The sequence below is a fragment of the Streptomyces sp. NPDC028289 genome (genome assembly GCF_055565975.1).
This window is the reverse complement of sequence record NZ_JBVHTI010000013.1, coordinates 79506-104051: the sequence shown is the minus strand read 5'-3', so window position 1 is coordinate 104051 and position 24546 is coordinate 79506. Positions and strand designations below refer to the sequence as shown.

At 72.9% G+C, this 24546-nt stretch carries 24 protein-coding genes and 4 pseudogenes; 9 read left to right on the top strand and 19 right to left on the bottom strand.

What is annotated here, in order from left to right:
- Window positions 1-36 precede the first annotated feature (36 nt).
- The gene (locus ACZ4UV_RS47700) at window positions 37-996 is read left to right on the top strand and encodes a sugar ABC transporter substrate-binding protein (protein WP_467847971.1); all 960 of its coding nucleotides are present in this window, start codon (window positions 37-39) and stop codon (window positions 994-996) included.
- Here ACZ4UV_RS47700 and ACZ4UV_RS47695 read toward each other — a convergent pair.
- The 8 genes from ACZ4UV_RS47695 to ACZ4UV_RS47660 form a co-directional block, all read right to left on the bottom strand.
- Window positions 993-1445: a rhodanese-like domain-containing protein gene (locus tag ACZ4UV_RS47695; protein WP_451017824.1), complete on the bottom strand. Its 453-nt coding sequence runs from the start codon at window positions 1443-1445 to the stop codon at window positions 993-995. The two genes, ACZ4UV_RS47700 and ACZ4UV_RS47695, sit on opposite strands and share 4 nt — an antisense overlap.
- The gene (locus ACZ4UV_RS47690) at window positions 1436-1984 is read right to left on the bottom strand and encodes a cupin domain-containing protein (protein WP_390035140.1); all 549 of its coding nucleotides are present in this window, start codon (window positions 1982-1984) and stop codon (window positions 1436-1438) included. Before ACZ4UV_RS47690 ends, ACZ4UV_RS47695 begins: the two co-directional genes overlap by 10 nt.
- 72 nt (window positions 1985-2056) lie before the next feature.
- The gene (locus tag ACZ4UV_RS47685; protein ID WP_311737274.1) at window positions 2057-2128 is read right to left on the bottom strand and encodes a putative leader peptide; all 72 of its coding nucleotides are present in this window, start codon (window positions 2126-2128) and stop codon (window positions 2057-2059) included.
- 78 nt (window positions 2129-2206) lie between these two features.
- Window positions 2207-3838, bottom strand: coding sequence for an FAD-dependent monooxygenase (locus tag ACZ4UV_RS47680; protein WP_467847967.1), 1632 nt, complete (start codon window positions 3836-3838; stop codon window positions 2207-2209).
- Between the two features lie 236 nt (window positions 3839-4074).
- A complete protein-coding gene (locus tag ACZ4UV_RS47675; protein WP_390035138.1) occupies window positions 4075-4977 on the bottom strand; it encodes an amino acid ABC transporter permease in 903 nt (300 codons plus the stop codon).
- A complete protein-coding gene (locus ACZ4UV_RS47670) occupies window positions 4974-5639 on the bottom strand; it encodes an amino acid ABC transporter permease (RefSeq protein WP_293999038.1) in 666 nt (221 codons plus the stop codon). Before ACZ4UV_RS47670 ends, ACZ4UV_RS47675 begins: the two co-directional genes overlap by 4 nt.
- Window positions 5640-5757: 118 nt before the next feature.
- Complete coding sequence (locus tag ACZ4UV_RS47665) at window positions 5758-6594, bottom strand: glutamate ABC transporter substrate-binding protein (protein ID WP_351484919.1); 837 nt, start codon at window positions 6592-6594, stop codon at window positions 5758-5760.
- 60 nt (window positions 6595-6654) lie between these two features.
- Entirely contained in the window at window positions 6655-7431 is a 777-nt protein-coding gene (locus tag ACZ4UV_RS47660; RefSeq protein ID WP_351484917.1) for an amino acid ABC transporter ATP-binding protein, read from the bottom strand.
- A 319-nt stretch (window positions 7432-7750) separates the two neighbouring features.
- Between ACZ4UV_RS47660 and ACZ4UV_RS47655 the strand changes: the two genes are divergently transcribed.
- Both ACZ4UV_RS47655 and ACZ4UV_RS47650 read left to right on the top strand, forming a co-directional pair.
- Entirely contained in the window at window positions 7751-8443 is a 693-nt protein-coding gene (locus tag ACZ4UV_RS47655) for a response regulator transcription factor (RefSeq protein WP_390035136.1), read from the top strand.
- Between the two features lie 9 nt (window positions 8444-8452).
- Window positions 8453-9850, top strand: coding sequence for a sensor histidine kinase (locus tag ACZ4UV_RS47650; protein WP_351484916.1), 1398 nt, complete (start codon window positions 8453-8455; stop codon window positions 9848-9850).
- Between the two features lie 107 nt (window positions 9851-9957).
- On the opposite strand, the gene ACZ4UV_RS47645 is transcribed toward ACZ4UV_RS47650, so the two are convergent.
- The gene (locus ACZ4UV_RS47645; RefSeq protein WP_451018033.1) at window positions 9958-10956 is read right to left on the bottom strand and encodes a TAXI family TRAP transporter solute-binding subunit; all 999 of its coding nucleotides are present in this window, start codon (window positions 10954-10956) and stop codon (window positions 9958-9960) included.
- A gap of 111 nt (window positions 10957-11067) precedes the next feature.
- On the opposite strand from ACZ4UV_RS47645, the gene ACZ4UV_RS47640 reads away from it, so the two are divergent.
- Complete coding sequence (locus tag ACZ4UV_RS47640) at window positions 11068-11502, top strand: pyrophosphohydrolase domain-containing protein (RefSeq protein WP_390035133.1); 435 nt, start codon at window positions 11068-11070, stop codon at window positions 11500-11502.
- Window positions 11503-11509: 7 nt separating this feature from the next.
- Here the strand turns inward: ACZ4UV_RS47640 and ACZ4UV_RS47635 are convergent, their stop codons facing one another.
- The 3 genes from ACZ4UV_RS47635 to ACZ4UV_RS47625 all read right to left on the bottom strand — a co-directional run bounded on the left by ACZ4UV_RS47635 (window position 11510) and on the right by ACZ4UV_RS47625 (window position 14154).
- Window positions 11510-12961 carry a hypothetical protein gene (locus ACZ4UV_RS47635; protein ID WP_467847945.1) on the bottom strand — a complete coding sequence of 484 codons (1452 nt, stop codon included), beginning with the start codon at window positions 12959-12961 and terminating at the stop codon, window positions 11510-11512.
- A gap of 217 nt (window positions 12962-13178) precedes the next feature.
- Window positions 13179-13526 (bottom strand): DUF6204 family protein, encoded by a 348-nt coding sequence (locus ACZ4UV_RS47630; protein WP_467847938.1) that lies wholly within the window; start codon window positions 13524-13526, stop codon window positions 13179-13181.
- A 76-nt stretch (window positions 13527-13602) separates the two neighbouring features.
- Window positions 13603-14154: a histidine phosphatase family protein gene (locus ACZ4UV_RS47625; RefSeq protein ID WP_451018030.1), complete on the bottom strand. Its 552-nt coding sequence runs from the start codon at window positions 14152-14154 to the stop codon at window positions 13603-13605.
- A 137-nt stretch (window positions 14155-14291) separates the two neighbouring features.
- Here ACZ4UV_RS47625 and ACZ4UV_RS47620 point away from each other — a divergent pair, with 137 nt between their 5' ends.
- The gene (locus ACZ4UV_RS47620) at window positions 14292-15125 is read left to right on the top strand and encodes an isocitrate lyase/PEP mutase family protein (RefSeq protein ID WP_451018029.1); all 834 of its coding nucleotides are present in this window, start codon (window positions 14292-14294) and stop codon (window positions 15123-15125) included.
- 144 nt (window positions 15126-15269) lie between these two features.
- Here the strand turns inward: ACZ4UV_RS47620 and ACZ4UV_RS47615 are convergent.
- A pseudogene (locus tag ACZ4UV_RS47615) lies at window positions 15270-15521 on the bottom strand (FAD-dependent oxidoreductase); the annotation flags it as partial.
- A 320-nt stretch (window positions 15522-15841) separates the two neighbouring features.
- Between ACZ4UV_RS47615 and ACZ4UV_RS47610 the strand changes: the two are divergent.
- A complete protein-coding gene (locus ACZ4UV_RS47610; RefSeq protein ID WP_451018028.1) occupies window positions 15842-16594 on the top strand; it encodes an SDR family NAD(P)-dependent oxidoreductase in 753 nt (250 codons plus the stop codon).
- Window positions 16595-16612: 18 nt separating this feature from the next.
- Here the strand turns inward: ACZ4UV_RS47610 and ACZ4UV_RS47605 are convergent, their stop codons facing one another.
- Window positions 16613-17521 carry a LysR family transcriptional regulator gene (locus ACZ4UV_RS47605; protein ID WP_467847927.1) on the bottom strand — a complete coding sequence of 303 codons (909 nt, stop codon included), beginning with the start codon at window positions 17519-17521 and terminating at the stop codon, window positions 16613-16615.
- A gap of 206 nt (window positions 17522-17727) precedes the next feature.
- Here ACZ4UV_RS47605 and ACZ4UV_RS47600 point away from each other — a divergent pair, with 206 nt between their 5' ends.
- On the top strand, window positions 17728-19245 hold the full coding sequence (locus ACZ4UV_RS47600; RefSeq protein WP_451018026.1) for an amidohydrolase: 1518 nt from the start codon (window positions 17728-17730) through the stop codon (window positions 19243-19245).
- 101 nt (window positions 19246-19346) lie between these two features.
- Here the strand turns inward: ACZ4UV_RS47600 and ACZ4UV_RS47595 are convergent.
- Window positions 19347-19566: pseudogene (locus ACZ4UV_RS47595) on the bottom strand (L-lysine 6-monooxygenase); the annotation flags it as partial.
- On the opposite strand from ACZ4UV_RS47595, the pseudogene ACZ4UV_RS47590 reads away from it, so the two are divergent.
- Window positions 19559-20275: pseudogene (locus tag ACZ4UV_RS47590) on the top strand (condensation domain-containing protein); the annotation flags it as partial. The pseudogenes ACZ4UV_RS47595 and ACZ4UV_RS47590 overlap by 8 nt on opposite strands.
- Window positions 20276-20322: 47 nt before the next feature.
- A complete protein-coding gene (locus tag ACZ4UV_RS47585) occupies window positions 20323-20526 on the top strand; it encodes an MbtH family protein (RefSeq protein ID WP_451018025.1) in 204 nt (67 codons plus the stop codon).
- On the opposite strand, the pseudogene ACZ4UV_RS47580 reads toward ACZ4UV_RS47585, so the two are convergent.
- From ACZ4UV_RS47580 to ACZ4UV_RS47565, 4 genes and pseudogenes are all read right to left on the bottom strand, one after another.
- Window positions 20503-21273, bottom strand: a pseudogene (locus tag ACZ4UV_RS47580) (ABC transporter transmembrane domain-containing protein); the annotation flags it as partial. The gene ACZ4UV_RS47585 and the pseudogene ACZ4UV_RS47580 overlap by 24 nt on opposite strands.
- A 388-nt stretch (window positions 21274-21661) precedes the next feature.
- Window positions 21662-22360, bottom strand: a complete 699-nt coding sequence (locus ACZ4UV_RS47575) for a histidine phosphatase family protein (RefSeq protein WP_451018024.1) — start codon at window positions 22358-22360, stop codon at window positions 21662-21664.
- Between the two features lie 186 nt (window positions 22361-22546).
- Window positions 22547-23659: a sensor histidine kinase gene (locus ACZ4UV_RS47570; RefSeq protein ID WP_451018023.1), complete on the bottom strand. Its 1113-nt coding sequence runs from the start codon at window positions 23657-23659 to the stop codon at window positions 22547-22549.
- Window positions 23656-24324, bottom strand: coding sequence for a response regulator (locus ACZ4UV_RS47565; RefSeq protein ID WP_451018022.1), 669 nt, complete (start codon window positions 24322-24324; stop codon window positions 23656-23658). The genes ACZ4UV_RS47570 and ACZ4UV_RS47565 overlap by 4 nt, the downstream gene beginning before the upstream one ends.
- Window positions 24325-24546 lie beyond the last annotated feature (222 nt).

The window sequence follows — 24546 nt, the reverse complement described above, 5'->3', positions numbered from 1 at the left end:
ACAGGCGAGTTCGTGTACTCGAAAGGCGGCACCGCCATGCCCGGAACTGCTCGTGCCCGAAGCGCCCTGGCCGCCTTCGGACTGGTGGCCGGGCTGGGACTGGGTGGCTGCGCGTTCGACTCGACCCAGCGCAGCGGCGACGACGGCCCGCTGGTGATCGGGTTCGTCAACGGAGGGTCCACCCAGTTCCACACCTGCTTGCAGCGGGCCGTGGTGAGGACGGCCAAGGACAACTTCGCCGAGATCGTCACGGCCGACTCGCATCAGGACGCGGCGCGGGAGCTGTCCAACATCGAGGACATGATCGCGCGCAAGGTGGGCGTGATCATCATCCAGACGGTCAGTACCGATGCCCTGGAGAAGGACGTCGCCAAGGCCCGAAGCGCGCACATCCCCGTCTTCCTGACCTCGGTCGACGCCGATCCCTCCGACATCCTGGGGGCGGTCGTCGTGGACCTGGAGGAGGTGGGCGAGCTGGACGCCCAGTGGGTGGCCGACGACGCCGCCGGCCGCCGGGTGCGGGTCGGAGTGGTCGCCGGGGCGCCCGGCGCGGCCTCCGACCTGCTCGTCGGCGGGTTCACCAAGGCGCTGCCGGCCAACGCGAAGGTGGTCGCCGACCAGCCGGGCATGTTCGACGCGGCCAAGGCGAGGACCGTCGCCGCGAGCATGATCAAGGCGCATCCCGACCTGGACTACGCGTTCGTCGCCAACGAGGAGATGGCCTTCGGTGTGCGCAAGGCGTTCGACGCGGCGGGGGCCACGGGCGTGCGGATCGTCACCGTCAACGGCACGGACGAGGGGCTGGCGGCCCTCAGGGACGGACGGTTCGCCGCCACGCTCTCCAACTCGGCCGCCGACATGGGTCAGTTGGCGGTGGAGAACACGATCGCCCTGCTGCGTGACGAGAAGACGGACAAGATCGCCAAGGCGCGGATCCGGCTGGTCACCAAGGACAACGCGGATCTCGCGCCGCTGTACTGCCCCACGGACGACTAGGACGACGGCGAAGACCGGGACGGCTCGGACGGCTGGGGCGTGACCGGCAGGCCCGCCGTCCTCCATGCCTGGAAGCCGCCGATCAGGTCCGTCGCCCGGTGCAGGCCCAACTGGTGCAGGGAGGCGGCGGCCAGGCTGGACGCGTAACCCTCGTTGCAGATCACGACGACCTGGAGGTCGTGACCGGTGGCCTCCGGGGTCTTGTGGCTGCCCTGGGGATCCAGCCGCCACTCCAGTTCGTTGCGCTCTACGACGAGGGCACCGGGTATCACCCCGTCCCGCTCGCGCAGCGCCGCGTACCGGATGTCGACGAGCAGGGCCTCACCGGTGCGCGCCGCGTCGTACGCGTCCTGCGCCTCGATGCGCCGGTAGCCCGCGCGCACCCGTTCCAGCAGCTCGTCGATGCCCACCGGACGCGGCTCCAGCGGTTCCGTGCCGCTCACTGCCAGTCCTCCGGGCGCTCGACCTGCTCCAGGCGCAGCACCTGTCCGGCGCGGCTGTAGCGGCGGATCCGCGGCAGCGGCGGGTAGTAGGCGTGGACGGAGACCGCGTGGTGCTCGGTGGACTCGTTGAGCACCTCGTGGACGTGGTCGCGGCCGAAGGAGCGGCCCTTCCCGGCCGGCAGCCGGCGCTCGCGGTCGACGCCCTCGGAGAGCTCCAGGGTCCGCCAGCCGTCGGTGGGCAGCCGGGTGGCCAGTGAGTACTCCTTCAGCTCACCCGTGGCGGTGAGGAAGGCGCCGACCGACTCGGCGTGGTCGTGCCAGCCGGTGCCGGTGCCGGGGGGCCAGCCGATCAGCCAGGCCTCGCTGCCGGCGGGGCCGTCGAGCCGTACCCAGGTGCGGCCCTCGGGGTCGAGCGGGAGCGAGGCGATCAGCTCGGCGTCGGCGGCCGTACGCCGGACGAAGTCGAGGAGGTCCGCCTGGGTGGGCGCGGCGCCGGGCGCAGGGGCGGACGGGGAAACGGAGGACGACGAGAGAGAAGCAGACACGTGCACCGATCCTGATGAGGGTTCGCAGAAGCAGGCGCGGACGGCGCCCGGCGAGAGAAGAGGAATGCGAAATCAGCAGGACGGAAGACACACGCAGCCCGCATAGCGGACCAGGTCCACATGGACCTTCCGCCACAGGCGCACAGTGGTGTCGTTCACGATGCGGAGTACACCACGCCGGTGCGGGCCGGTCAACTCGCCGTCAGCATGTGGACCGCCTGGTCACCGCGTGGGGGAACCGGCCTCCGCCCCGGCCTTCTGTTCCGCCTGCTCGCTCTTCTCCTGGTCCTTGCCGCCCAGCGTCGCCTCGGCCGCCGCGTACAGGTCGGCGGGGCGGACCCCGTTGAGGGCGGTGACCAGATGGCCGTCGGGGCGCACGAGCAGCACGGTGTGCGCCGGGGCGCCCGGGTAGGCCTCGGCGACCAGCAGCTCGGCGGGGTGCGGCAGCGCCGTCACGGCCGCCGCGAGCCGGGGCATGATCCCGGCGGAGACCCAGTGCTTGCGGTCCCACACGCCCGTACCCGGCGCGATCAGGACGACGAGCAGCGCGCCGCGGCCGAGGCGGGAGCGCAGCTGCACGAAGGTGCCGTCCTCCGCGGTGACCCGGACATCGGTGACCGGTGTCCCCGGCGGGGTGTCGACCGGGATCTCGTGCTCCAGGTGCCGGGGGGCGAGGGGCGAGTCGGCGTACGCCCCCGGCGCACCGAGCGGGCCCTGCCCCAGGTGGCCTTCCGTGAGGAGCGCGTCGTGCCCCCGGGACGCGCCGGGGACGAACCCGCGCAGCCCGCCACCGCCGCGCAGCACCGGCAGCACCTGGTCGGCCGCGCGCAGCCGGGCCGCGATCACCGCGCGCCGCTCGGTCTGGTAGCTGTCAAGGAGCGCCTCGTGCGGTCCGTGGTGCCAGGCAGGGGCCAGCTTCCAGGCGAGGTTGTCCACGTCCCGCAGCCCCTCGTCGAGGCCGTGCGTCCCGAGCGCGCCGAGCAGGTGCGCGGCGTCCCCGGCGACGAACACCCGGCCCACCCGCCACCTGCGGGCGAGGCGGTGGTGCACGGTGTGGACGCCGGTGTCGAGCAGGTCGTACGGCGGTGTGGTGCCGCCCGTCCAGCCCGCGAGGGTCTCGCGGATCCGGGTCAGGAGCAGCTCGGGCGTGACCAGGTCCTTGCCGGGCGGCAGCAGCCAGTCCAGGCGCCACACGCCGTCCGGGAGGGGGCGGGCGGTCACCTCCCCGGCCGAGGGCCCGGACGTCCGCCACGGCGGTGTCCGATGGAGCAACGCCTGGCCGGGCCACGGAAGTTCCGTGCGCAGCGCGGCGACCGCATGTCGTTCCACCGCCGTACGGCCCGGGAAGCGGATGTCCAGGAGCTTGCGCACGGTCGAGCGGGGACCGTCGCAGCCCACCAGATAACTGCCGCGCCACCAGGTGGCCTTGGGGCCCCGGGTGTGCACGGTGACTCCGGTGCGCTCCTGCTCGACGGCGTCCAGGCGGCTGTCGGTGGCGACCTTGACCAGCGGTTCGTCGGCGATCGCGGCGCGCAGGGCGTCGGTCAGCACGTGCTGCGCGAGGTGCAGCGGGGACGGCTCGCGGGCGTCGTCGAAGACGACCTCGCGCAGCACCTGCCGGCGCCGCATCGACCGCCAGCCGGTCCAGCGGGCGCCCAGATCGTCCAGCGGGGCACCGGACAGGCGCGCCACCAGGGCGGCGGTGTCCTCGCGGAGCACCACCGTGCGCGCCGGGCGCGGCTCGTCCTTGCCCGGGCCCTCGTCCAGCACGACGGACGGCACCTCCTGGCGGGCCAGCGCCAGGGCGAGCGTGAGCCCGACGGGCCCCGCTCCGACGATGATCACCGGGTCCACGGCGCGGCGCCCCCTGCCCGTACGCAAGTCCCGACGGACATCGATGAAGGGGTGGGTGGAGCAGGGTGCACGATCACAGAACGTATGCAACAGACTGGGCGCCACCCGGTCAAGCGGCGCACCCGGGGACACGTCAGCATGGCGGGCGCGCGAACCCCGTCGGGCCGCCGGAACGCGGTGGAGGCGGCGGCCCGACGGCCGCCGCCTCCGTACCCGGTGCGCGGGTTGACTCCGGGTCAGGCGGAGGCTCCCGAGCCGAAGGCTCCGGCCACCTCGGCCGCGTTCAGGTCGTGGACGTCCTCGGGGCCGAGGACCGCACCCGTGCCCCGCTTGCTGCGCCGCAGCCGGCGCTCCAGCCACGAGGCGAAGGTGGTGAGCGCGAGGTTCAGCACGATGAAGACGACCCCCACGACGACGAAGCTGGGGATGACGTTGGCGTAGTTGGCGGCCAGCGTGCCGCGCGCGGTGAGCAGTTCCGTGAACTGCAGCATCACACCGCCCAGCGCGGTGTCCTTCACGATCACCACGAGCTGGCTGACGATGGCAGGCAGCATCACCGTGACCGCCTGCGGCAGCAGGATGCCGGTCATCGTCTGCCCCTTGCGCAGCCCGATCGCGTACGCCGCCTCCGTCTGCCCCTTGGGGAGCGCGAGGACGCCGGCCCGTACGACCTCGGCGAGCACCGAGGCGTTGTAGAGCACCAGGCCGGTGACGACCGCGTACAGCGGCCGTTCGTCGCTGCCGACGTCGGTGGAGCGGACGTAGAACTCGTTGGCGAACAGCATCAGCAGCAGGACCGGGATCGCGCGGAAGAACTCCACGATCCAGGCGGCCGGTATCCGCACCCAGGCGTGGTCGGACATGCGGGCGATGCCGAAGACCGCCCCCAGCGGGAGGGCGATGACCATGGCGAGCGCCGCGGCCTTGAGCGTGTTGCCGAGGCCCGGCAGCAGGTACGTGGTCCACGCCTCGGAGGTGGTGAACGGCTGCCACAGGTCCCACTTGAGCTGGCCCTTGTCGTCCATCTTCTGCCAGACCCACCAGACCGCGAGGGCGAGAAGCAGGACGAAGACGACGGAGAGGACCACGTTGCGCCGCTTGGCGCGGGGCCCGGGGGTGTCGTACAGGACGGAGCTCATCGCTTCACCGCCAGGCGCTTGGCGAGCCAGCCGAGGAACAGGCCGGTCGGGAGGGTCAGGACCACGAAGCCGAAGGCGAAGACCGCGCCGATGGCCAGCGTCTGGGCCTCGTTCTCGATCATGGTCTTCATCAGGGCCGCGGCCTCGGCGACGCCGATCGCGGCCGCCACCGTGGTGTTCTTCGTCAGCGCGATCAGGACGTTGGCCAGCGGGCCGATCACCGCGCGGAAGGCCTGCGGCAGCACGATCAGCCGCAGGGTCTGCGAGAAGTTCAGCCCGATCGCGCGGGCCGCCTCGGCCTGTCCGAGGGGCACGGTGTTGATGCCGGAGCGGATCGCCTCGCAGACGAAGGCCGCGGTGTAGGCGGTCAGGCCGAGCACCGCGAGGCGGAAGCCCTGGACCTTGAAGTCGGAGGCGCCCAGCGTCACACCGAAGATGTCGGCGAGGCCGAGCGAGGTGAAGATGATGATGACCGTCAGGGGGATGTTCCGGACGATGTTGACGTAGGCGGTGCCGAACCCGCGCATCAGCGGTACCGGACTGACCCGCATCGCGGCCAGCAGGGTGCCCCAGACCAGGGAGCCGACGGCGGAGAGGACGGTCAGTTCCACCGTCGTCCAGAACGCCCCTAGGACGTCGTAGCCTTGAAGAAAGTCGAACACGATTTCCCGCGCTTCCGGGTGTGTGGCGTACGTGGAGGGCATGGCGCGCCGCCGCCGGGGAAGCGGTGGCGGCGGCGCGGGCGGGGTTCGGGGGTTCGGTTCCGCCGTGCGCGAAGCCTTACTTGACGATCACGCCGATCTTCGGGGCGGGCTCGTTCTTGTAGTTGGCCGGGCCGAAGTTCTTGGTGACGGCCTTGTCCCAGGAACCGTCGCCGACCATCTTCTCCAGCGCCTTGTTGATCTTGTCGACGGTCGCGGAGTCGCCCTTCTTGACGCCGATGCCGTAGTTCTCGTTGCTCAGCTTCAGGCCGGCGAGCTTGAACTGGTCCTTGTACTTGTCCTGCGCGGCGAAGCCCGCGAGGATCGAGTCGTCCGTGGTCACCGCGTCGACGGCGCCACTCTGCAGGCCGGCGATGCACTCCGAGTAGGTGCCGACCTCCTTGAGGTTGGCCTTCGGGGCGATCGTCTTCTGGATGTTCTGCGCCGAGGTCGAACCCGTCACGGAACACAGCTTCTTGCCGTTGAGGTCCGCGCCCTCGGCGATCGTCGAGTCCTTCTTGAGCAGCAGGTCCTGGTGGGCCAGCAGGTACGGGCCGGCGAAGTCCACCTTCGCCTTGCGCTCGTCGGTGATCGAGTAGGTGGCCGCGATGAACTTCACGTCGCCGCGCGCGAGGGCGTTCTCCCGGTCGGCGCTCTTGGTCTGCACGAACTCGATCTGGTTCGGCTTGTAACCCAGCTGCCCGGCCACGTAGGTGGCCACGTCCACGTCGAAGCCGGAGAAGGATCCGTCGGGCTCCTGGAGGCCGAGACCGGGCTGGTCGTACTTGATGCCGACCTTGATCTTGCCGCCGCCCGAGGAACCGCTGTCGTCCTTGTCGCCGCCGCCGCACGCCGTGGCGGACAGGGCGAGCGCGAGCACGGCGGCCGAGGCGGCGGTGACCTTGCGGAGCTGCATGATGAACATCCCTCGTTCTGGTGAAGACGGCTGTGAAAGGAAGCGGGGGTCTGCCGCTTTTCAGTGGTGCAGGATCTTCGACAGGAAGTCCTTGGCCCGGTCGCTGCTCGGGTTGCTGAAGAACTGGTCCGGGGTGGCCTGTTCGACGATCCGGCCGTCGGCCATGAAGACCACCCGGTTCGCGGCCGAGCGGGCGAAGCCCATCTCGTGGGTGACGACGATCATCGTCATGCCGTCCCTGGCCAGCTGCTGCATGACCTCCAGGACCTCGTTGATCATCTCGGGGTCGAGGGCCGAGGTCGGCTCGTCGAAGAGCATGACCTTCGGGTCCATCGCCAGCGCCCGCGCGATGGCGACGCGCTGCTGCTGGCCGCCGGAGAGCTGCGCGGGGTACTTGTCGGCCTGGGTGCCCACGCCGACCCGGTCGAGCAGGGCGCGGGCCTTCTCCTCGGCCTGTCTCCGGTCCGCCTTGCGGACCTTGACCTGGCCGAGCATCACGTTCTCCAGCACCGTCTTGTGCGCGAAGAGGTTGAAGGACTGGAAGACCATGCCGACGTCGGCGCGCAGCCGGGCGAGTTCCTTGCCCTCCTGGGGCAGCGGCCTGCCGTCGATGGTGATCGTCCCGGAGTCGATGGTCTCCAGGCGGTTGACGGTGCGGCACAGAGTGGACTTGCCGGACCCGGAGGGCCCGATCACCACGACGACCTCGCCGCGGGCGATCGTCAGGTCGATGTCCTGGAGCACGTGCAAGGCGCCGAAGTGCTTGTTCACGCTCTTCAGGACGACCAGTTCGCCGGTCGCGGCCACGTCCTCCTTGGCCACCGATACTTCGGTCATCGCTTTCGGGCTCCGTCCTCATCGGTTTCGGAGGAATGTAGTTTTCGCTGATGACCAGCGTCATTACATCTGAGGGAGATCTGAGCATCACGATCCGGTAGCAGGCGGACACGTGTCGTAGCACCGGCGGCCGCCCGGGTATCGGCCGCGTAACGGAACCCGCGCGCCACCGGAACCCACTTGACGCCGTCGGCGTCCATCAGCGTGACTGCTCCTCGGGCACGCGCGCGTGCGCGCGCTTTCTACAATGCGCGGGTTTTCCACGGGCGAGCCGCCGACGAACCACGACCGTACGACCGCTGAACCGGAGGGGGCCGGGATGAGACTGCTGCTCGTCGAGGACGACAACCACGTCGCCGCCGCACTCTCCGCGGTCCTGGCCCGGCACGGGTTCTCCGTCACCCACGCCCGCAGCGGCGAGGAGGCCCTGCGGGCCCTCGTCCCCGAGAGCGACGGCTACGACGTCGTCCTCCTCGACCTCGGCCTGCCCGACCAGGACGGCTACGAGGTCTGCGGCAAGATCCGCAAGCGCACCAGCACCCCGGTCATCATGGTGACGGCCCGCTCGGACGTCCGCTCCCGCATCCACGGCCTCAACCTCGGTGCCGACGACTACGTGGTGAAGCCGTACGACACCGGCGAACTGCTCGCCCGGATCCACGCCGTCAGCCGGCGCACCCACCACGAGGACGGCCCGGCAGGGGCCGACGGCGACAGCGCGCTGCGGCTCGGCGCCGTCCGCATCGAACTGCCCACCCGCCAGGTCAGCGTGGACGGCAAGGTCGTGCAGCTCACCCGCAAGGAGTTCGACCTGCTGGCGCTGCTCGCCCAGCGGCCCGGCGTGGTCTTCCGCCGGGAGCAGATCATCAGCGAGGTCTGGCGCACCAGCTGGGAGGGCACCGGCCGCACCCTGGAGGTGCACGTCGCCTCGCTGCGCGCCAAGCTGCGCATGCCCGCGCTCATCGAGACCGTACGCGGCGTGGGCTACCGGCTCGTCGCCCCGGCCGCGTAGCGGGGACGGGTGCACACACGTCTCCTTCCGCTGCTCATCGTCCTGATGGCGGCCGTGCTGCTCGCGCTCGGCGTTCCGCTCGCCGTCAGCACGGCCTCCGCGCAGCAGCAGAAGGTCGTCGTCGACCGCATCGACGACACCGCGCGGTTCGCGGCCCTCGCCCAGTTCGTGACCGACACGCCCACCACCGCGCGCCCCATGCGCACGGACGACCGCCTGGAGACCCTCCGCCGCGAACTCGCCAGCTACTACGGCGTCTACGGCATCCGCGCGGGCGTCTTCTACCGGAACGCCTCCTCCATGGCCAACGCCCCCGAGGACTGGGTGCTGCCGGAGACCGGCGAGGTCCGGGAGGCCTTCGGCGAGGCCCTGCTCAGCCGCCGTAGCCACGATCCCGCCCAGGTGTGGCCCTGGCAGCGCACCCGGCTGGTGGTCGCCTCGCCGGTGATCCGGGACGGTGACGTCGTCGCTGTGGTGGTCACCGACTCGCCCACCGGTCCCATGCGCTCCCGCACCCTGCGCGACTGGCTGGTCATCGGCGCCGGCGAGTGCGCGGCGATGCTGCTCGCCGTCGGCGCGGCGCTGCGGCTGACCGGGTGGGTGCTGCGGCCGGTACGGGTCCTCGACGCCACCACGCACGCGATCGCCAGCGGCCGGCTCAAGTCCCGGGTCGCGGCGGCCGGCGGCCCGCCGGAACTCAGACGGCTGGCCCGGGCGTTCAACGAGATGGCGGACAACGTCGAGGACGTGCTGGAGCAGCAGCGGGCCTTCGTCGCCGACGCCTCCCACCAGCTGCGCAACCCCCTCTCCGCGCTGCTGCTGCGCATCGAGCTGCTCGCCCTCGAACTGCCCGAGGACAACGAGGAGATCGCCTCGGTCCGCACCGAGGGCAAGCGGCTCGCGCAGGTCCTCGACGACCTGCTCGACCTGGCGCTGGCCGAGCACGCCGAGGCGGACCTGATGACGACCGACCTCGGAAGGCTGGCCGAGGAGCGGATCGCCGCGTGGGCACCGGCCGCCGCGGCGAAGGGGGTCCGGCTGACCGGCGACTGCCCGCCGACCACTGGGTGGGCCGACCCGGTGACGCTGTCCAGCGCGCTGGACGCGGTGATCGACAACGCGGTGAAGTTCACGCCGGAGGGGGGTGCGGTGGAGGTGACCGTGGCCGCCGACGGTGACGTGTCCACGGTCGTGGTGACCGACTCGGGGCCGGGGCTGACGGATGAGGAGCTCGCGCGCGTGGGGGACCGGTTCTGGCGGAGCGGGCGGCATCAGAACGTGAAGGGGTCGGGGCTGGGGCTGTCGATCACGCGGGCGTTGCTGGCGGCGGGTGGGGGTGCGATCGAGTACGAGCACGGTGAGCCGCGGGGGTTGCGGGTGACCGTGTCGGTGCCGCGGGGTGGGTGAGACGGTGGTGGGCGCGGTGGTGGGTCGGGTGCGGGTCGGTGGGGGTTGCTCGCGCAGTTCCCCGCGCCCCTTTGGGGCGCTTCGATCCGGGGCGCTTCAAGCTGCGCTCAGGGCTTGACCGAGCGGTAGTACCGCCTGGCTCCCTCCTGCAGCGGCAGCGGGTCCGTGTAGATCGCGGTGCGGAGGTCCACCAGCTGGGCCGAGTGGACGTGGTTGCCGATGTCGTCGCGGCTCTTGATGACCGTGCGCGTCACCCACTCGGTGAGGCGCGGGTCGACGTCCTTGCGGGTCATCAGGACGTTGGACACCGCGATCGTGGGCACCGTCGTGCCCTGCTGCACGGACGGGTACGCCGACTCCGGCATGTTGGTCGCCCGGTAGTAGAGCGCGGCCTCCCCCTCGGTGTGCAGCCTGGTGACGAGGTTCCCGCCGATCGGGACGAACGTGAAGCTGAACTTCTTCGCCAGGTCCAGCAGCCCCTTGGTCGGCAGGCCGCCCGACCAGAAGAACGCGTCGATCTCGCCGCGCCGCAACTGGTCCGGGCCGGTGTCTATGCCGTCGGAGACCGGTGTGATGTCCTTCGCCGGGTCCATCCCGGCGGCCCTGAGCACCCGGTCGGCGATCAGCCGGACCCCCGAGTTGGGCAGCCCGATCGCCACCCGCCTGTGCCGCAGCTGCGCCACGTCGGTGATGCCCGAGTCGCGGGGTACGACGAGCTGGACGTAGTCGTCGTAGAGCCGGGCCACCCCGCGCAGCAGTCCGGCGTCCTGGCCGCCGTTCAGTTCGTACGTCTCCACCGCGTCGGCCGCCGCGATGGTGAAGTCGGCGTGGCCGGTCGCCACCCGCCGTACGTTCTCGTACGACCCGTTGCTCTGCACCAGCTTCACCTTCAGGCCCGGCATGTCCTTGCGCAGCTCGGTGCGCAGCCGCTCGCCGTACTCCTGGTAGACGCCGCGCAGCGTCCCGGTGCTGAAGACGATCGTCCCGGTCGGCGGCTTCTCGCCCAGCGGCAGCAGCCACCACAGCAGCAGGCCGAACGCGACGACGCCGGCCGTCGCGCACTGGAGGGCACGGCGTCTGCCGATACGGGGGAGCAGCTTGGACATGCGCGCGATCCTGCCAGCCGGTCACCGTCCTGACCAGGGCCGGGGGCGGGGCGGGGCCGGGAGTACGGCGGCGGACCGTGACTGTCGGTGGCGGCCGCTAGAGTCGTTCGCATGACCAGTTCCGTCCCCGGTGCCCCGTCCGGTACCTCGCCCGCCCGCCTCGTCCGGGAGTTCCACCACGCCTTCGGCCTGGACGCCCGCACCACGCCGACCGAGGTCTCTCCCGAACTGGCCGCGCACCGCGGGGAGCTGCTCGCCGAGGAGGCCGCGGAGGTCGCCGAGGTCGCGGTCGGCGGGCCCCTCGACCGGCTCGCGCACGAGCTGGCGGACGTGGTCTACGTGGCGTACGGCACCGCACTGGTGCACGGGATCGACCTCGACGCGGTGCTCGCCGAGATCCACCGGTCCAACATGAGCAAGCTGGGGCCTGACGGGCAGGTGGCCCGCCGGGCCGACGGCAAGGTCCTCAAGGGGGAGCACTACCGGGCGCCGGACGTCTCGGCGGTGCTGCGCCGCCAGGGCTGGACACCGGGCGGCGCGGCCTGACCCGGGGTCAGAGGGTGCCGCCCGCCAGCTTCCACTCGCGGTGCAGGGCGCCCAGCGGGATGCTCCGTTCCAGCACCGGCGTGCCGAAGACCGACAGCTGGAGGCGGAGGGTGCCGGAGAGGTCGACACCGCCGTAGAGGTTCCAGGCGCCCTCGGCGTCCGCGCCCGGGGTCGCGGAGGTGGCGGTGACCGCGCCGGTGGCCTCGCCCCGCAGGTACGGCGCCAGGTCGGCGGTGACGCCCACGCTGCCGTAGAGACCGACGGAGGCCTCGGCGCCCAGCGCGGTCCGGACGCTTCCCGCGGTGGTCACCGAGGTGCGCACCGGCGTGCTCGTCATGGTCGAGCTGCTGACCGGCGTCCAGCCCTGGGCGGTGCCGAAGGTGCCGCCCGCCTTGAAGTCGCCCTTCAGGTTCTGCTCCACGTCGACGGTGATCTTCCCGTCGCCGCTCACCTGGAGGTAGCAGGTCAGGTCGAGGTTGACGACGACGGGGACCGGGCCGACCTGGAGGACCGGGTCGGCGTGCAGCTTGGCGAACGGGATGCGCAGCGGGGTGGCCGTGGCGCCGGCCCGCCCCTTGACCGCCCAGCCGGAGTCCCAGTCGCCGGAGACGCCGAGGTAGGCGGAGCCGGGCGCGGTGCCGGTGCCCGCGCCGCCGTAGGCGAAGTCGACCTGCGGGGCGACCTGGACGAAGCCGGAGACCGAGGCCGCGGCGGAGGCCGGCGCGCCCTCGGCGGCCGGTATCCCGGTGCTGACGTCCAGCCGGAGGCTGCCGAGCGGCACGGTGGCGCCCTTGGGGCCGACGTGCCCGTCACCGGCCTTGGACCAGGACACCTTGACGTCCGGGAGCAGCGTGTCGACGTCGAAGGCGGCCGGGTCGACGGGCACGGTGCCCTTCGCGGTGTCGTCGCCGAGCAGGGCGTCGAGGGTCGCGGGCTCGGTCTGCACCTGGGTGCCCGCGTCGGTCTCGCCGAGCACCTTGGTCACCTTGGCGAGCAGCCCGTCCGGGGCGCCGGGCGCGGGGGCGCTGGCGATGACGTCACCGACGGCGGCCTGGTGGGCGGCGGCCGGTGCCGAGGCGCTGGGGGAGACGGCCGGGGAGGCCGGGGCGGTCGGATTCCCCTTGCCCGTCGGATCACCCTTCGGGGAACGGGCTATGACGGCCCGTCGGGTCCTGGTGTCGTACGAGCTGACGGTGAGCGTGGTGCGGTGGGCCGGACGGCCCGCGCCGGCCGAGCCCGCGGCCGTGGTCGCGGTGGCGGTGGGTGCGGCGGCGACGGCGAGCGCCGGGCCGTCCGTGCCGGCGGCTGCGCCGGTGTCGTCGGAGACCCGGGCGGCCTCCCGGGCGTGGCCGTCGGCGGCGGCCTGGTGCTGCGGCGAGGAGCAGCCGGCGGCGAGGAGGAGGGCGGTCACGGCGAAGGCGGGCGTGAGGGCATGCCCGAGCCTTGTGCGTCTGCGCAAGGTCAGTCCTGAGGGTGGGGGGTGACGAAGAGACACCGATCATGATTACCGGCGAGTAGAACCGACCGGTAACTCGATGTGGCCAAGAGCATGCCACGCCCGCCGCACAGGCTCCCCGTGATCCGGCCACATCCCGACGTGACCTGAACCACGGCGACTTCAGGCCGCCATGGCCGTATCCACGGGGCCGGAGTCAGGGCCGGAGTCGGCGCCGGAGTCAGTCCTGCCGCTGCGCGGCCGCCCGGCGCTGCCGCTTGCCGAGGGGTGCCTGGGAGAGGTCCTCCGCGCTGGACCTGAGGTTCTTGTAGCCGTAGCCGCGCTCGGTGAGCCACGCCCTGGCAGCCTCCTCGGCGCGCTCGGTCGCCACCAGGATGTCCTCCTCTTCCTCCCCGGTGTCCTGGAAGCGGAAGGTGAAGGCCGGACGGGCGGTGATGTCGTAGCTGAGGTGCCCCTCGGGCGTGAAGGCCGCGCGCAGCACGTCGTGCTCGGCGGCCCGGGAGAGGAGTTCGGCGCGCTGCTCGGCGCTGAGGCCGTCGAAGACGCCGCGGAAGGTGCGGGTGGTCATGGCGCGACCCTAGGCAGGACGGGACGCACCGCTCCACCGCATTTCCGGCGCCCGCGGGACCCCGCCCGCCGGACGTCTACCCGCCGACCTGACCGAGCCGCAGGTTCCAGCGCCCCGGGCCGCCCGTGATCTCCGTCGCCGACAGCGGCGGGACGTCCACGCGCCAGAACGCCGCCTCGGGCGCCCCCAGCGCGTGCAGCACCATGGCGCGCACCACCTCCGGCTCCACCACGGCGATCGTCCTGCCGATCGTCAGGCCCGTCCGGTCCAGCCAGCCGGCGGCCCGCGCGCACAACTCCCGTACCGATTCGCCCCCGTGGGGTGCGGCCCCCGGGTCGGTCAGCCACCTGAGCAGGGCGTCGGGTTCGGCGGTGCCGACCTCCTCGAGCGTCAGCCCCCGCCAGCGCCCCGCGTCCAGGCCCGACAGCTCGGGTTCCGCCGAGGCGTCGAGGCCCAGCGCGGCCGCCGTCTCCCGGCACCGCACGCTGGGGGAGCTGACCTCCTCGCCCGCGGCCGGCAGGGACAGCGCCACCGTCTCGGGCTTCTCGATCGAGTCGCCGTCGTCGAAGCGGGCCCGCCGCAGCGAGGGGGTGATGGCGGGGGCTATGAGGATGACTCGGCAGGTCACGGGCGGAAGTTCCTCCTCGGTCGGACAGCGGGTGCCGACGACGGCGAGTGCCGGACGCGCACGAGAGTACGCCGCCCCGGACCGTGCCGGGCGTCGCCGGCACCTGATGGTCAGTGCCGGCTGGCAGAGTGTCCGGCGTGGACACTCAACGTCGAGAACGGGCCGCACGCTTCGTGGAGTTGCACCGGGAGGGCTGCTTCCTGCTGCCCAACGCCTGGGACGCGGGGAGCGCCCGCGTTCTGGAGTCGGCCGGTTTCCCGGCCTTGGCCACCACCAGTGCGGGCATCGCCTTCTCCCTGGGCCGTGCGGACCACGACTACGGCGGAAGCCGCGTCGACCGTGCCACGATGACGGGCCGGATCCGGGAGATCGCCGCCGAGGTGTGCGTCCCGGTCAGCGCCGACCTGGAGGACGGGTTCGGCGAGGCGCCCGAAACCGTGGCCGGGACGATCTCGGCGACCCTCGCGGCCGGAGCCGCCGGCGGCAACATCGAGGACTTCACGGGCGACCGCTCCCGGCCGCTGTACGACCCGGAGCTCTCGGCCGACCGGATCCGCGCCGCGCGCGAGGTGATCGACGCGGCCGGCGAGCCGTTCGTCCTCGTCGGCCGCACCGACGTGCTGCTCACCGGCGGCCCGCTCGACGAGGCGGTGCGGCGCGCCAACGCGTATCTGGCGGCGGGGGCGGACTGCGCGTTCGTGCCGGGCGCCGCCGACGCCGGGACGATCGGCACGCTGGTGCGGGAGATCGACGGCCCGCTGAACGTCGTGATGGGCCTGACAGGCGGCGCCCTGTCCCTGGCCGACCTCCGCGAACTCGGCGTGCGCCGGGTCACGGTGGGCGGCAGCATCGCCCGGGCGATGTACGCGCACCTGCTCGCCGCGGCACGGGAGCTGGCGGAGCGGGGGACCTTCTCCTACGCCGAGAACCAGATCTCGCAGACGGACCTGAACGAGCTCTTCCGCAGATGACGGGCCGTCAGTGAGGGGTGCGCCGACGGTGTGCGCCGCCTCCGGCAACCAGGAGCGGTAGCGGCGCAGTTGGCGGCCGGCCACCAGTTGCTCGGAGGCGAGGGCGCAGGCCGGGCGGCCGGCGCAGCTGACGGCCTCGCGACCGCGGTGTGGGACCGGCCGCAGCAGCGCCTTGCTGGGGCCGCAGGCCCAGTAGGAGCACTCGCCGCCGACGAGTTCCCGCTCCATGACGGCCACGGAGAGCCCGGCGGCCCGGGACCGGTCGGCGACGTTCTGCCCGACCGGTCCCGCGCCCGGGACGATCACGTCGTACGTGCTGCTTTCCCCGGTCGCGCTCGGTGCCGCGCGCGGTGTGGTGTGCGGTGCTGCGTGCGGTTCTGGGTTCGGTTCGCTCATTGCTGCCTCACATGACGATCGCTGCCGGTGCGAACCGTTCCGGGACGCCGGGACCCCGAGCCGCACGGGTGGTGTAACCGCGGGACGTGTGCGGTTGACGGCGGCACGGCCATGCGTTCGGTGAAGAGCCGCCATGAGCGCCGCTTCTGGCCGCCTCTCCGGACCGGACGCCGGACGGGGCGCTTATGGCGGTCATCGGATCCGCTGATGAGGAGAACGGAATCCCGGGAGCGCGGCTGCTGCTGTGGACACCCGTCGCCTCACGAAGGAAGCGGCGGGACGATGGATTCGCCCCACTTTCTACACTTCAAGGACATCTCATGAGTTCTGCTGACTTGACCGGACGCGTGGCCCTGCTGACCGGTGCGACCAGCGGTATCGGCGCCGCGACCGCGGCGCTGCTCGCCGAGCGCGGCGCGCACGTCCTGGTCGCGGGAAGGGACGCGGACCGTGGTGAGCAGGTGGTCGGCGCGGTCCGGGAGCGCGGCGGCAAGGCGGACTTCCTGGCGGCCGACCTGCGCGAGGCCGACTCGGTACGGCGCCTGGCCCGCGAGGCCATCGCGCTGGGCGGCGGCCGCGTCGACATCCTCGTCAACAACGCCGGCGTCTTCCCGTTCGGGCCGACGGCGCAGACACCCGCCGACCAGGTGGACACCGTCTACGACCTGAACGTGAAGGCGCCGTTCTACCTGGTGGGCGAGCTCGCCCCGGCCATGGCCGAGCGTGGGCAGGGTGCCATTGTGAACGTCAGCACGATGGTCGCCGAGTACGGCGTCGCGGGGATGGCGCTGTACGCGTCGAGCAAGGCGGCGGTCAACCTGCTGACCAAGTCCTGGGCTGCCGAGTTCGGCTCGCAGGGGGTGCGGGTCAACGCCGTGGAACCCGGTCCCACCCGTACCGAGGGCACGGCCGTCATGGGTGACGACCTGGGCGCCCTGGCCGCCCAGGCGCCCGCCGGCCGCCCCGCCGAGGCGCGCGAGATCGCCGAGGCGATCGCCTACCTGGTCAGCGATGCGGCGAGCTTCGTACAGGGCGCGATCCTGCCGGTCGACGGCGGCCGTACGGCTGTCTGACGCCACAGGGGAAGCGCACTACTCCGGCACCGACCGCACCGACCGGTCCAGCGCGGTGACGAACCGGCCGAGGTCCCGGCGGCGGGAGTCGGCCGGCCACACCACCCAGGTTCGCCGTACCAGTGGCTGGCCGGCCAGCGGTGACCAGGTCACGTGGTCGGGGAGCGGTTGCTGCCAGCCCGGCGGGGCCAGCGCGAAGGCCTGCCCGGAGGCGACCGTGGCCAGCTTCACGTCGGCGATCAGCGCCTGCCCCTCGGGGGCCTCGGGGCCGAGATCCAGCCCGTGACCGCGCAGGACCGCGGTCAGCTCGTCGTACCAGGCGGGACTGCCGGCACGCGGAAACCCGACCCACCGCAAGGTCCCGAGCGCGTCGAGCGGGATGCCGTCCGGCCCGGCGAGCTCGGCGGCCTGCTCGGTGGCGACCAGTACACCGAGCTTCTCCCGTACGACGAGCAGCGCGTCGAACTCCGGCCCGGACGGCCGCTCCCGCAGCAGCCCGACGTCGAGCTCACCGGCCCGCAGCGCGGCCAACTGCTCCGCCGTGGACAGGTGCCGGGCCTGCACCCGGGTCTCCGGATGGGCCTCGGCGAGTTCGGCAAGCGCCGGGTCGAGCAGCCCGGACGGCAGCTCCAGGGGGATCCCGATGCGCAGCGCCCCGCCGCCCGGACCGGCGTACCCGGCCATCACCCGCAGCGCCCGGTCGTGCCGGGCGAGCACCGCCCGGGCCTCGCCCAGCAGCGCGGACCCCGCCTCGGTTGCCTTCACCCCGCTGCTCCCGCGCACCAGCAGCCGCACCCCCAGCTGCCGCTCCAGCCCGCTGATCGTCTGGGACAGCGCGGGCTGGCTCACATGCAGCCGCCGGGCGGCGGCCGACAGCCCGCTCTCCTCCACCACCGCCACGAACGCCCGCAACTCCCGGAACTCCATGCCGACATGCCATCACGGCCGCGGACCGGAGTCACGCCGGGTACGGTCGGCGCGCGGCGCTCCACCCATCGTCGTCTCCTCGCCCGGCGGTCACGAAAGATCTCCGTAAGAATTCGGGTGCCCAGGAGCGTCCGGTGCCGATCGAGGCCGAGTAAGGTAAGCCTAAGTTTGTCGTGTTGTCGCTGTTGAGGGCGGACGGAGGCTCGATGACGGAGGTCGCAGGCACACCGTGCAGGCCGGCGCTGACGCTTGGCCGGGTGCGGTTGGGGGCGGGCGGACCGCTGGTCGGGGTACGGGTGGCGGACGGGCGCGTCACGCATGTCGTCCCGGCGCAGGACAGTGCGGGACCCGCCGGACCTGTCGGGGGTGGGCAAGTCGTCGATATGGACGGGCGCGTCCTGCTGCCCGGCCTGTGGGACGCCCATGTCCACCTCGCCGAGTGGGCGAGTGCGCGCCGCCGGCTCGACCTCTCCGGTACCGCCTCCGCGCGGGAGGTGGCCGACCGGGTGCGCGCGCACGGCCGTACGGCACCCGGCGCGGGAACGGTCCTGTTCGGATACGGCTTCCGGGACGGGCTCTGGCCCGACGCCCCCGACCGGCGACTCCTCGACGCGGTCCTGCCGGACCGTCCGGTCGCCCTGGTCAGCGCCGATCTGCACGCCGTGTGGCTGAACTCCGCCTGCCTGGCACTGGTCGGCCGGGGCGACCACCCGACCGGACTGGTCCGGGAGGCGGACGGGCACGAAGTCCTCTCGGCCCTGCCCGAGGTGCCGGCCGGGACGCTGGACGACTGGGTCGCCGACGCCTGCCGGGCCGCCGCCGCACGCGGGGTCACCGGGGTCATCGACTTCCAGTTCGGCGACACCGTGGGCGCCTGGGAGCGGCGCTCGGCACAGGCCCCGCCGGCCGTACGGGTGTCGGCCGCCGTCTACCCGAGCCACCTGGACGCGGCCGTGGCGCGCGGACTGCGCACCGGCTCCGAGATCGGGGCGTCCGGCGGCCTGGTGCGGGTCGGTCCGCTCAAGCTCTTCACGGACGGCTCGCTCAACACCCGTACCGCGCTGTGCCGCGACCCCTACCCGGGGCTGGAGAACACGGACGGCGCGCACGGCATCGAGCAGACGGCACCGGACGAGCTGGTACGGCTCATGCGCCGGGCCGCCGCCCACGGCATCGAACCTGCGGTGCACGCCATCGGCGACCGGGCCAACACCGTCGCCCTGGACGCCTTCGAGGCCGTGCGCTGCCGCGGCCGGATCGAGCACGCGCAGCTGCTGAGCCCCGAGGACCTCCCGCGCTTCGCGGAACTGGACGTCACGGCAGGGGTGCAGCCCCGGCACGCGACGGACGACCGCGACGTGGCGGACCGGTACTGGGCCGGACGCACCTCACGCGCCTTCGCCTACGCCGACCTGCTGGCCGCCGGGGCACGGCTGGAGTTCGGCTCGGACGCCCCCGTCTCCCCGCTCGACCCCTGGCTCGCCGTCGCGTCGGCCGTCACCCGTACCGACGACGACCGTCCCGCCTGGCACCCTGAACAGCGCCTGCCGGTGCGGGACGCGCTGGCCGCGGCGGCCCGCGGGCGCCGCCTCATCAGGGTCGGGGACCCCGCGGACCTGGTGGTCGTGGACGTGGATCCGCTGACGGCGGGCCCGGACGCCCTGCGCGCGATGCCCGTGCACGCCACGATGACGGCCGGGCGCTGGACCCACGGGCCGTACTGACACCGCCCGCCTTCAAGGGACTTGGACAGACCCCGTGGCCCGGACGGGACCGTACCGTCCGGGCCACGGGAGTGCGGCCGGTGGTGGAGCGGCGGGGCGGGTCAGGCCGCCGTCGCCCGGTCGGTCAGCAGGGACCGGTGGATCTCCTGCGCGCGGACCGCCACGGTCGACAGCAGGGTGCTGGTGAGCCCGTGGGTGTGCTCGGTCCCGCCCTGGAGGTAGCTGCCGGCCTCGACCTCCGGCACCGTCTCCACGCGGTGGTCCCGGCCCCCGGATCGCGTCACCGTCGTCCTTGAGGCACAGCTTGGCCGCGTCGCCCACCCTGCCGGCCGCCGTCACCGGCCCCCTGCTGAGCCGGGTCCCGGCCGCCTTCGGGGCGAGCGTCAACGACGTCCTGCTCACCGCGTTCGCCCTCGCCGTCGGCGACTGGCGGGCCCGGACCCTGGGCGCGGAACGCGCAGGCGGCCCGGTCCTGGGCGACCTGGAGGGCCACGGCCGCGAGGATGAACTCGCGGGCGACGCCGACCTGTCCCGCACGGTCGGCTGGTTCACCAGCGTCGTCCCGGTACGGCTCGACCCCGGTGCGTCCGGGCCCGACGCCCTGACCGGCGGTCCGGCGCTGGACGCGGCCGTGGCCCGGATCCGCGACCACCTCAGCGCCCTCCCGACGGCCGGCATCGGCCGCGGCCTGCTGCGCGGGCTCAACCCGGCCACCGGCCCGCTCCTCGCCGAACTCGCCGAACCGCAGGTCGAGTTCAACTACATGGGCCGGTTCGAACGTCCCGCGGCAGCCGACTGGTCCTACGCCGCCGAGGAGGACGCCGCCGACCTCGACGCCGACGTCGGCATGCCGATGTCGCACGCGCTCACCCTCAACGCCCTCACCGAGGACCGCCCCGAGGGGCCGGAACTCAGCGCCCACCGGGCCTACGCGGCCGGACTGCTCACCGAGGAAGCGGTACGGGAGCTGGCCGAGACCTGGTTCCGGGCGCTGGAGGCGGTGGTGCGCCGCGCCGACGAACTGACCTGACCCCACTCACAACGTTCATCAGACCGGAGAGGCAAGGAACCGCTGACATGAGCAACCCGTTCGAGAACCCCGAAGGCGTCTACTCCGTCCTCGTCAACGACGAGGGCCAGTACAGCCTGTGGCCCGACTTCGTGGATGTACCGGCCGGCTGGACGGTCGTCGACGGCCCGGCGGCCCGGCAGGACTGCCTGGACCACATCGAGACGCACTGGACGGACATGCGGCCCAAGAGCCTGGCCGACGGCTCCTGACGGCACACGAAGGGGGGCGGTCCGGTCTGGAACCGGACCGCCCCCTGTTCTTGCGTTCAGGACGCCGGCTGTTCCACGCGCGATGAACCCGCCGGTGAGGGCCGGCACGAGCCCGGTCTGCCAGGCCTCGGCCCGCGCCGCGCGCAGGGTGGCCGCGAGGGAGACCTGGCTGGTCCGGCGGTAGCGCTCGACCGCGGCCCGCTGCGCACCCAGCCCCTTCAACACCCGTAGTCCGGCCACAGATCGGCGGCGATCCCCGCGGCGCCCGCGGCCCGGTCCTGCTCGGCCTCGCTGCGCCGCTCCAGGGGCCTGCTCAGCAGATGCCCGAGCCACAGCAGCAGAGGAGTGCCCAGCAGCACGATCAGACCGAGCGGCACCAACGTCAGCAGCAGCGCCACGGCGCTCACGGTGATGCCGGCGACGGCCGAAATGCCGCTCATCAGAGCCATGTTGACCGCGCCGACGCGCTTGGCGTCCTCGGTGGCGACGTTGGCCAGCTCGCCGGAGAGCCGGTCCGCCTCGGCCCCGCCCCGGGGGTCGAGCACCCGGCGCACGACGGCCAGCCGCAGCTCGTGGGCGGCCTCCTCGGCCCCGCGCTCCCCGGCCCGCCCCCCCAGCCGGAAACTCCACGACAGGCACACGGACCAGGGCCTCCCCGAGCTGGTGCACGCTCCCGAGCGCCGCGCCGAGAGCGACCCGCCGCCCCTGCCCTCCGACCGAGCGTGACAGGACATCCCGCTCCGACAGTTCCCCTGTTCCCACCGGCCACCCTCCGGAGAGGGTCAACTTAGGCAAGGCTACTCTAAGTAAATGCCGTCACGTCGATCCCCGCCCACGATCCGGAGCCGGCCTACCGAGGCCCGACTCCCCTTGCGCGGCGGGCGATTGGCGGGCACCGGGCGGGTCGCTCGGCACCGGGCGGGTCGCTCGGCACCGGGCGGGTCGCTCGGGACCGGATGGGCCGGTCGGGACCGGACGGGTCAGCCGGGACCGGACGGACCGGTCGGCCGGTGTGCAGGGCCGGGCGGGCGTGCCGGGAAACCAGCCCGGTTGCGGAGCGTCCGGAGGGCATGCGCTGCGGCCGCCGGCAGCGGACCGTCCGGCAGCCCCCGGGTCCCGACCGCACCGGCCGGGCCTACACGCAGCCGGTGAGGGCCGATTCCGGCAGGCACCCGGAGACCGTCCCGCCGTCCGGGCGGACCGCCGTCGGCCGGGCGCTGTCGGCGGCTGCGGGCGCCGGGGGCCGCGAGAGCACCCGTCGCCGGGGCTCCTGGGGAAGGACGCGGCCCGACTGGACGTCCCAGCAGTCGCCTCGCCAGGTGAGGAAGACCGTGCACAGGGGCGGCACGGCCAGATGCCAGAAAGCTCTCGCCGGCAGGGCCAGAGCATGGATGAGCGCGGCTCGTACGACGGCCGCCTCGGTGATCGCCACCGCGTGGCCCGTGCCGGGCGCCATGCCGCTCAGCCAGTCCGCCGACCGGCGGCAGAGCTGGCGTACGGACTCCCCTCCGTGGGGCGCGGCATCCGGATCCGTGCGCCAGGCGCTGAACCCGTCGGGTTCGCTCGCGGCGACTTCACCGACGGTGCGACCGCACCATCTGCCCACGTCGAGATCGCGCAGCACGGGCTCGGACACCGCCGCAAGGCCGATGGCGTCGGCAGTCTGCGAGCAACGGGCCGAGGGCGCCCGGACGGCCTGCTCGCAGGGAGAGAGCACTGCTCTCGCGGCGCCTGCCAGTCGCAGGCCGCGCTCGCTCAGTGGTGCGTCGCCGAGGAGCGGGTCCAGGGTGGCGTCACCGCCGGGCGCGCACAGAAGCGTCAGGTGGATCGACATGGGACCGGCCTCCTTCTTGGCCCGGGACGGCTTCGGACGGTGAGGGACCCCTGCCGAGGCCACGTGGTGTCTCACGTGCTCCAGAGTCGGTGCCGGGCCCCCGGCCGGACCATCCGCCAGGTGGCCGGAACCACCCCGCCGACTGGCCGGCCTGCCCCGGTGCCGGTCCGGCCGGACCGGCACCGGTCACCGGTTCCGTTCGACGGGCAGCTCGAGGCGGAGCTCGTAGCCCCCTTGGGCCGTGGGGCCCGATGCGACCGTGCCGCCGAGGAGCTCCGCACGCTGGGCCAGGCCGACCAGGCCGTTGTGGGCGCTCGGCAGGGCGAAGGCCGGCCGGGTGGGGGCGGTGTTGGTGACCGTGGCACGGAGGACACCGTCCCGGTGCCTGACACGGACGGTCGCGGCGGCGCCGGGGGCGTGCTTGCGGACGTTGGTCAGCGCTTCCTGGACGGTGCGGTAGACGGCGCGCTGCACCGTCGGCGGAAGCTCCTCGGGCAGGTCGGTCTCCAGCTTCGCCTCGATGCCGCTGGCCCCGACCAGGTGCTCCAGGTCGGCGAGCGAAGGCTGCGGGGTGAGCTCCGTCGGCCTGCTGCCGGAGGCCCGCAGCACGCCCACCATGTGCCGCAGCTCCTCCAGGGTCTGCACGCTCAGGCGGCGGATCGTGGCCGCGGCCTGTCTCGTCTCGGCGTCCCGGCCGCTCACCTGGAGCGCTCCGGCCTGTACGGCGATGAGACTGACCTGGTGGGAGACCACGTCGTGCATCTCCCGGGCGAGCTGGGCGCGCTCCTTCGCCAGCACGCTCTGGGCGGTCAGCAGCCGCTCCTGCTCCCGGGCCTCGGAGATGTCGGCGAGCCGCAGCGACAGTTCGCGCCGGGCCTGGACGAGCTGGCCGAGGAAGACGGGAGCGGCGGCGGTGGCCAGGGTGTAGCTGAGGTGGAACAGGTTGTTCGTCTGGGACAGCTCGGTGGCGTCCAGGGACGACCACGGCCACGGCAGGAAGTCGATGATCGCGTAGGCCAGTGCGCAGCCGGCCAGCAGGAAACGGTGGCGGTTGAGGGAGGAGAGCGTGTACAGCGCGGCCATGGGGGCGACCACCGCGTCGGTGACCAGGGCGGTGGGGAGCGTGAGGGCGAAGGTCGTCAGGGGCAGCCGGTGCCGCAGCATCAGGGCAACGGCGCCGAGCAGCGCGCACGCGGCGGCCGGCTGGTCCCCGACTCCGACGTGAGACCAGGCGTCCGCCAGCGCGACCCCGACGAAGCCGATGTCGAGGAGCACGGCCGACGGCTGCCGGGAGCTCACCGGACTCCCTCGTCCTGCGAGGAGGCGAGCAGGCCCGCGCGCTCGGCGATCAGAGCCGCCTGGACACGGCTGCTCACCCGCAGCTTGCCGAGGACGTTGGCGACATGGCCCTTGATGGTGCCGGTGCTCAGGTGCAGCCGTTCGCCGATCTCGGTGTTGGCGAGTCCTTCGGCCATGAGGACGAGCACGGCACGTTCCCGCTCGGTGAGCCGGGCGGTGAGACGGACGGCGGCGGGCTCACGGACGCTGTTGTCGAGGTAGCCGCCCACCACCAGGCGGGTGACCTTGGACGACAGTACAGTCCCGCCCTCGGCCAGGGTGCGCACCAGATGGGGAAGCTGCTCGGGGTCGGTGTCCTTGAGCAGGAATCCGGCGGCGCCCGAACGCAGAGCGGTCGCCACGTACTCGTCGGTGTCGAAGGTGGTGAGCATGGCGACCACCGGAGCCTGCGGCATGCGGCGGAGGTCGGCCAGAATCGTGAGCCCGTCCACGTCCGGCATGCGGATGTCGAGCAGGACGACGTCGGGTCGCAGCTCCCGCACCGTGCGCATGGCCTGGCCACCCGCTACCGCCGCGACGACCTCGATGTCGTCCGCCGTTTCGAGAATGTGCGTGAAGCCCGTGCGGATCAGGGCTTCGTCGTCGACCACCAGTACCCGGATCACGTGCGCTCCGCTCGTCGCATGCCCTGTCGAGGCGTACCCCGTGGGAGCCGTCCTCCCGGCGACCGGCACGGAGAACCCGCCGGTTGGCGGCGCGACCTCAGCCGGTCGGCGGCGCCCCGCCCTCCGCGCAACGCCGTGGCGGCAGACGCGCCGGCTCGGCGAACGGCGCGCAAGGCCCGCCCGTGGCGCAGCCACGCCCTCCGCATTCGCCTCACTACGCTG

Coding starts and splice junctions, on each gene's coding strand:
- ACZ4UV_RS47655 (WP_390035136.1), top strand. CDS start 7,751: ATGAGACTGCTGCTCGTCGAGGACGACAACCACGTCGCCGCCGCACTC.
- ACZ4UV_RS47700 (WP_467847971.1), top strand. CDS start 37: ATGCCCGGAACTGCTCGTGCCCGAAGCGCCCTGGCCGCCTTCGGACTG.
- ACZ4UV_RS47645 (WP_451018033.1), bottom strand. CDS start 10,956: ATGTCCAAGCTGCTCCCCCGTATCGGCAGACGCCGTGCCCTCCAGTGC.
- ACZ4UV_RS47605 (WP_467847927.1), bottom strand. CDS start 17,521: ATGGAGTTCCGGGAGTTGCGGGCGTTCGTGGCGGTGGTGGAGGAGAGC.
- ACZ4UV_RS47675 (WP_390035138.1), bottom strand. CDS start 4,977: ATGAGCTCCGTCCTGTACGACACCCCCGGGCCCCGCGCCAAGCGGCGC.
- ACZ4UV_RS47575 (WP_451018024.1), bottom strand. CDS start 22,360: ATGTCGATCCACCTGACGCTTCTGTGCGCGCCCGGCGGTGACGCCACC.
- ACZ4UV_RS47630 (WP_467847938.1), bottom strand. CDS start 13,526: ATGACCACCCGCACCTTCCGCGGCGTCTTCGACGGCCTCAGCGCCGAG.
- ACZ4UV_RS47610 (WP_451018028.1), top strand. CDS start 15,842: ATGAGTTCTGCTGACTTGACCGGACGCGTGGCCCTGCTGACCGGTGCG.
- ACZ4UV_RS47600 (WP_451018026.1), top strand. CDS start 17,728: ATGACGGAGGTCGCAGGCACACCGTGCAGGCCGGCGCTGACGCTTGGC.
- ACZ4UV_RS47640 (WP_390035133.1), top strand. CDS start 11,068: ATGACCAGTTCCGTCCCCGGTGCCCCGTCCGGTACCTCGCCCGCCCGC.
- ACZ4UV_RS47660 (WP_351484917.1), bottom strand. CDS start 7,431: ATGACCGAAGTATCGGTGGCCAAGGAGGACGTGGCCGCGACCGGCGAA.
- ACZ4UV_RS47665 (WP_351484919.1), bottom strand. CDS start 6,594: ATGCAGCTCCGCAAGGTCACCGCCGCCTCGGCCGCCGTGCTCGCGCTC.
- ACZ4UV_RS47585 (WP_451018025.1), top strand. CDS start 20,323: ATGAGCAACCCGTTCGAGAACCCCGAAGGCGTCTACTCCGTCCTCGTC.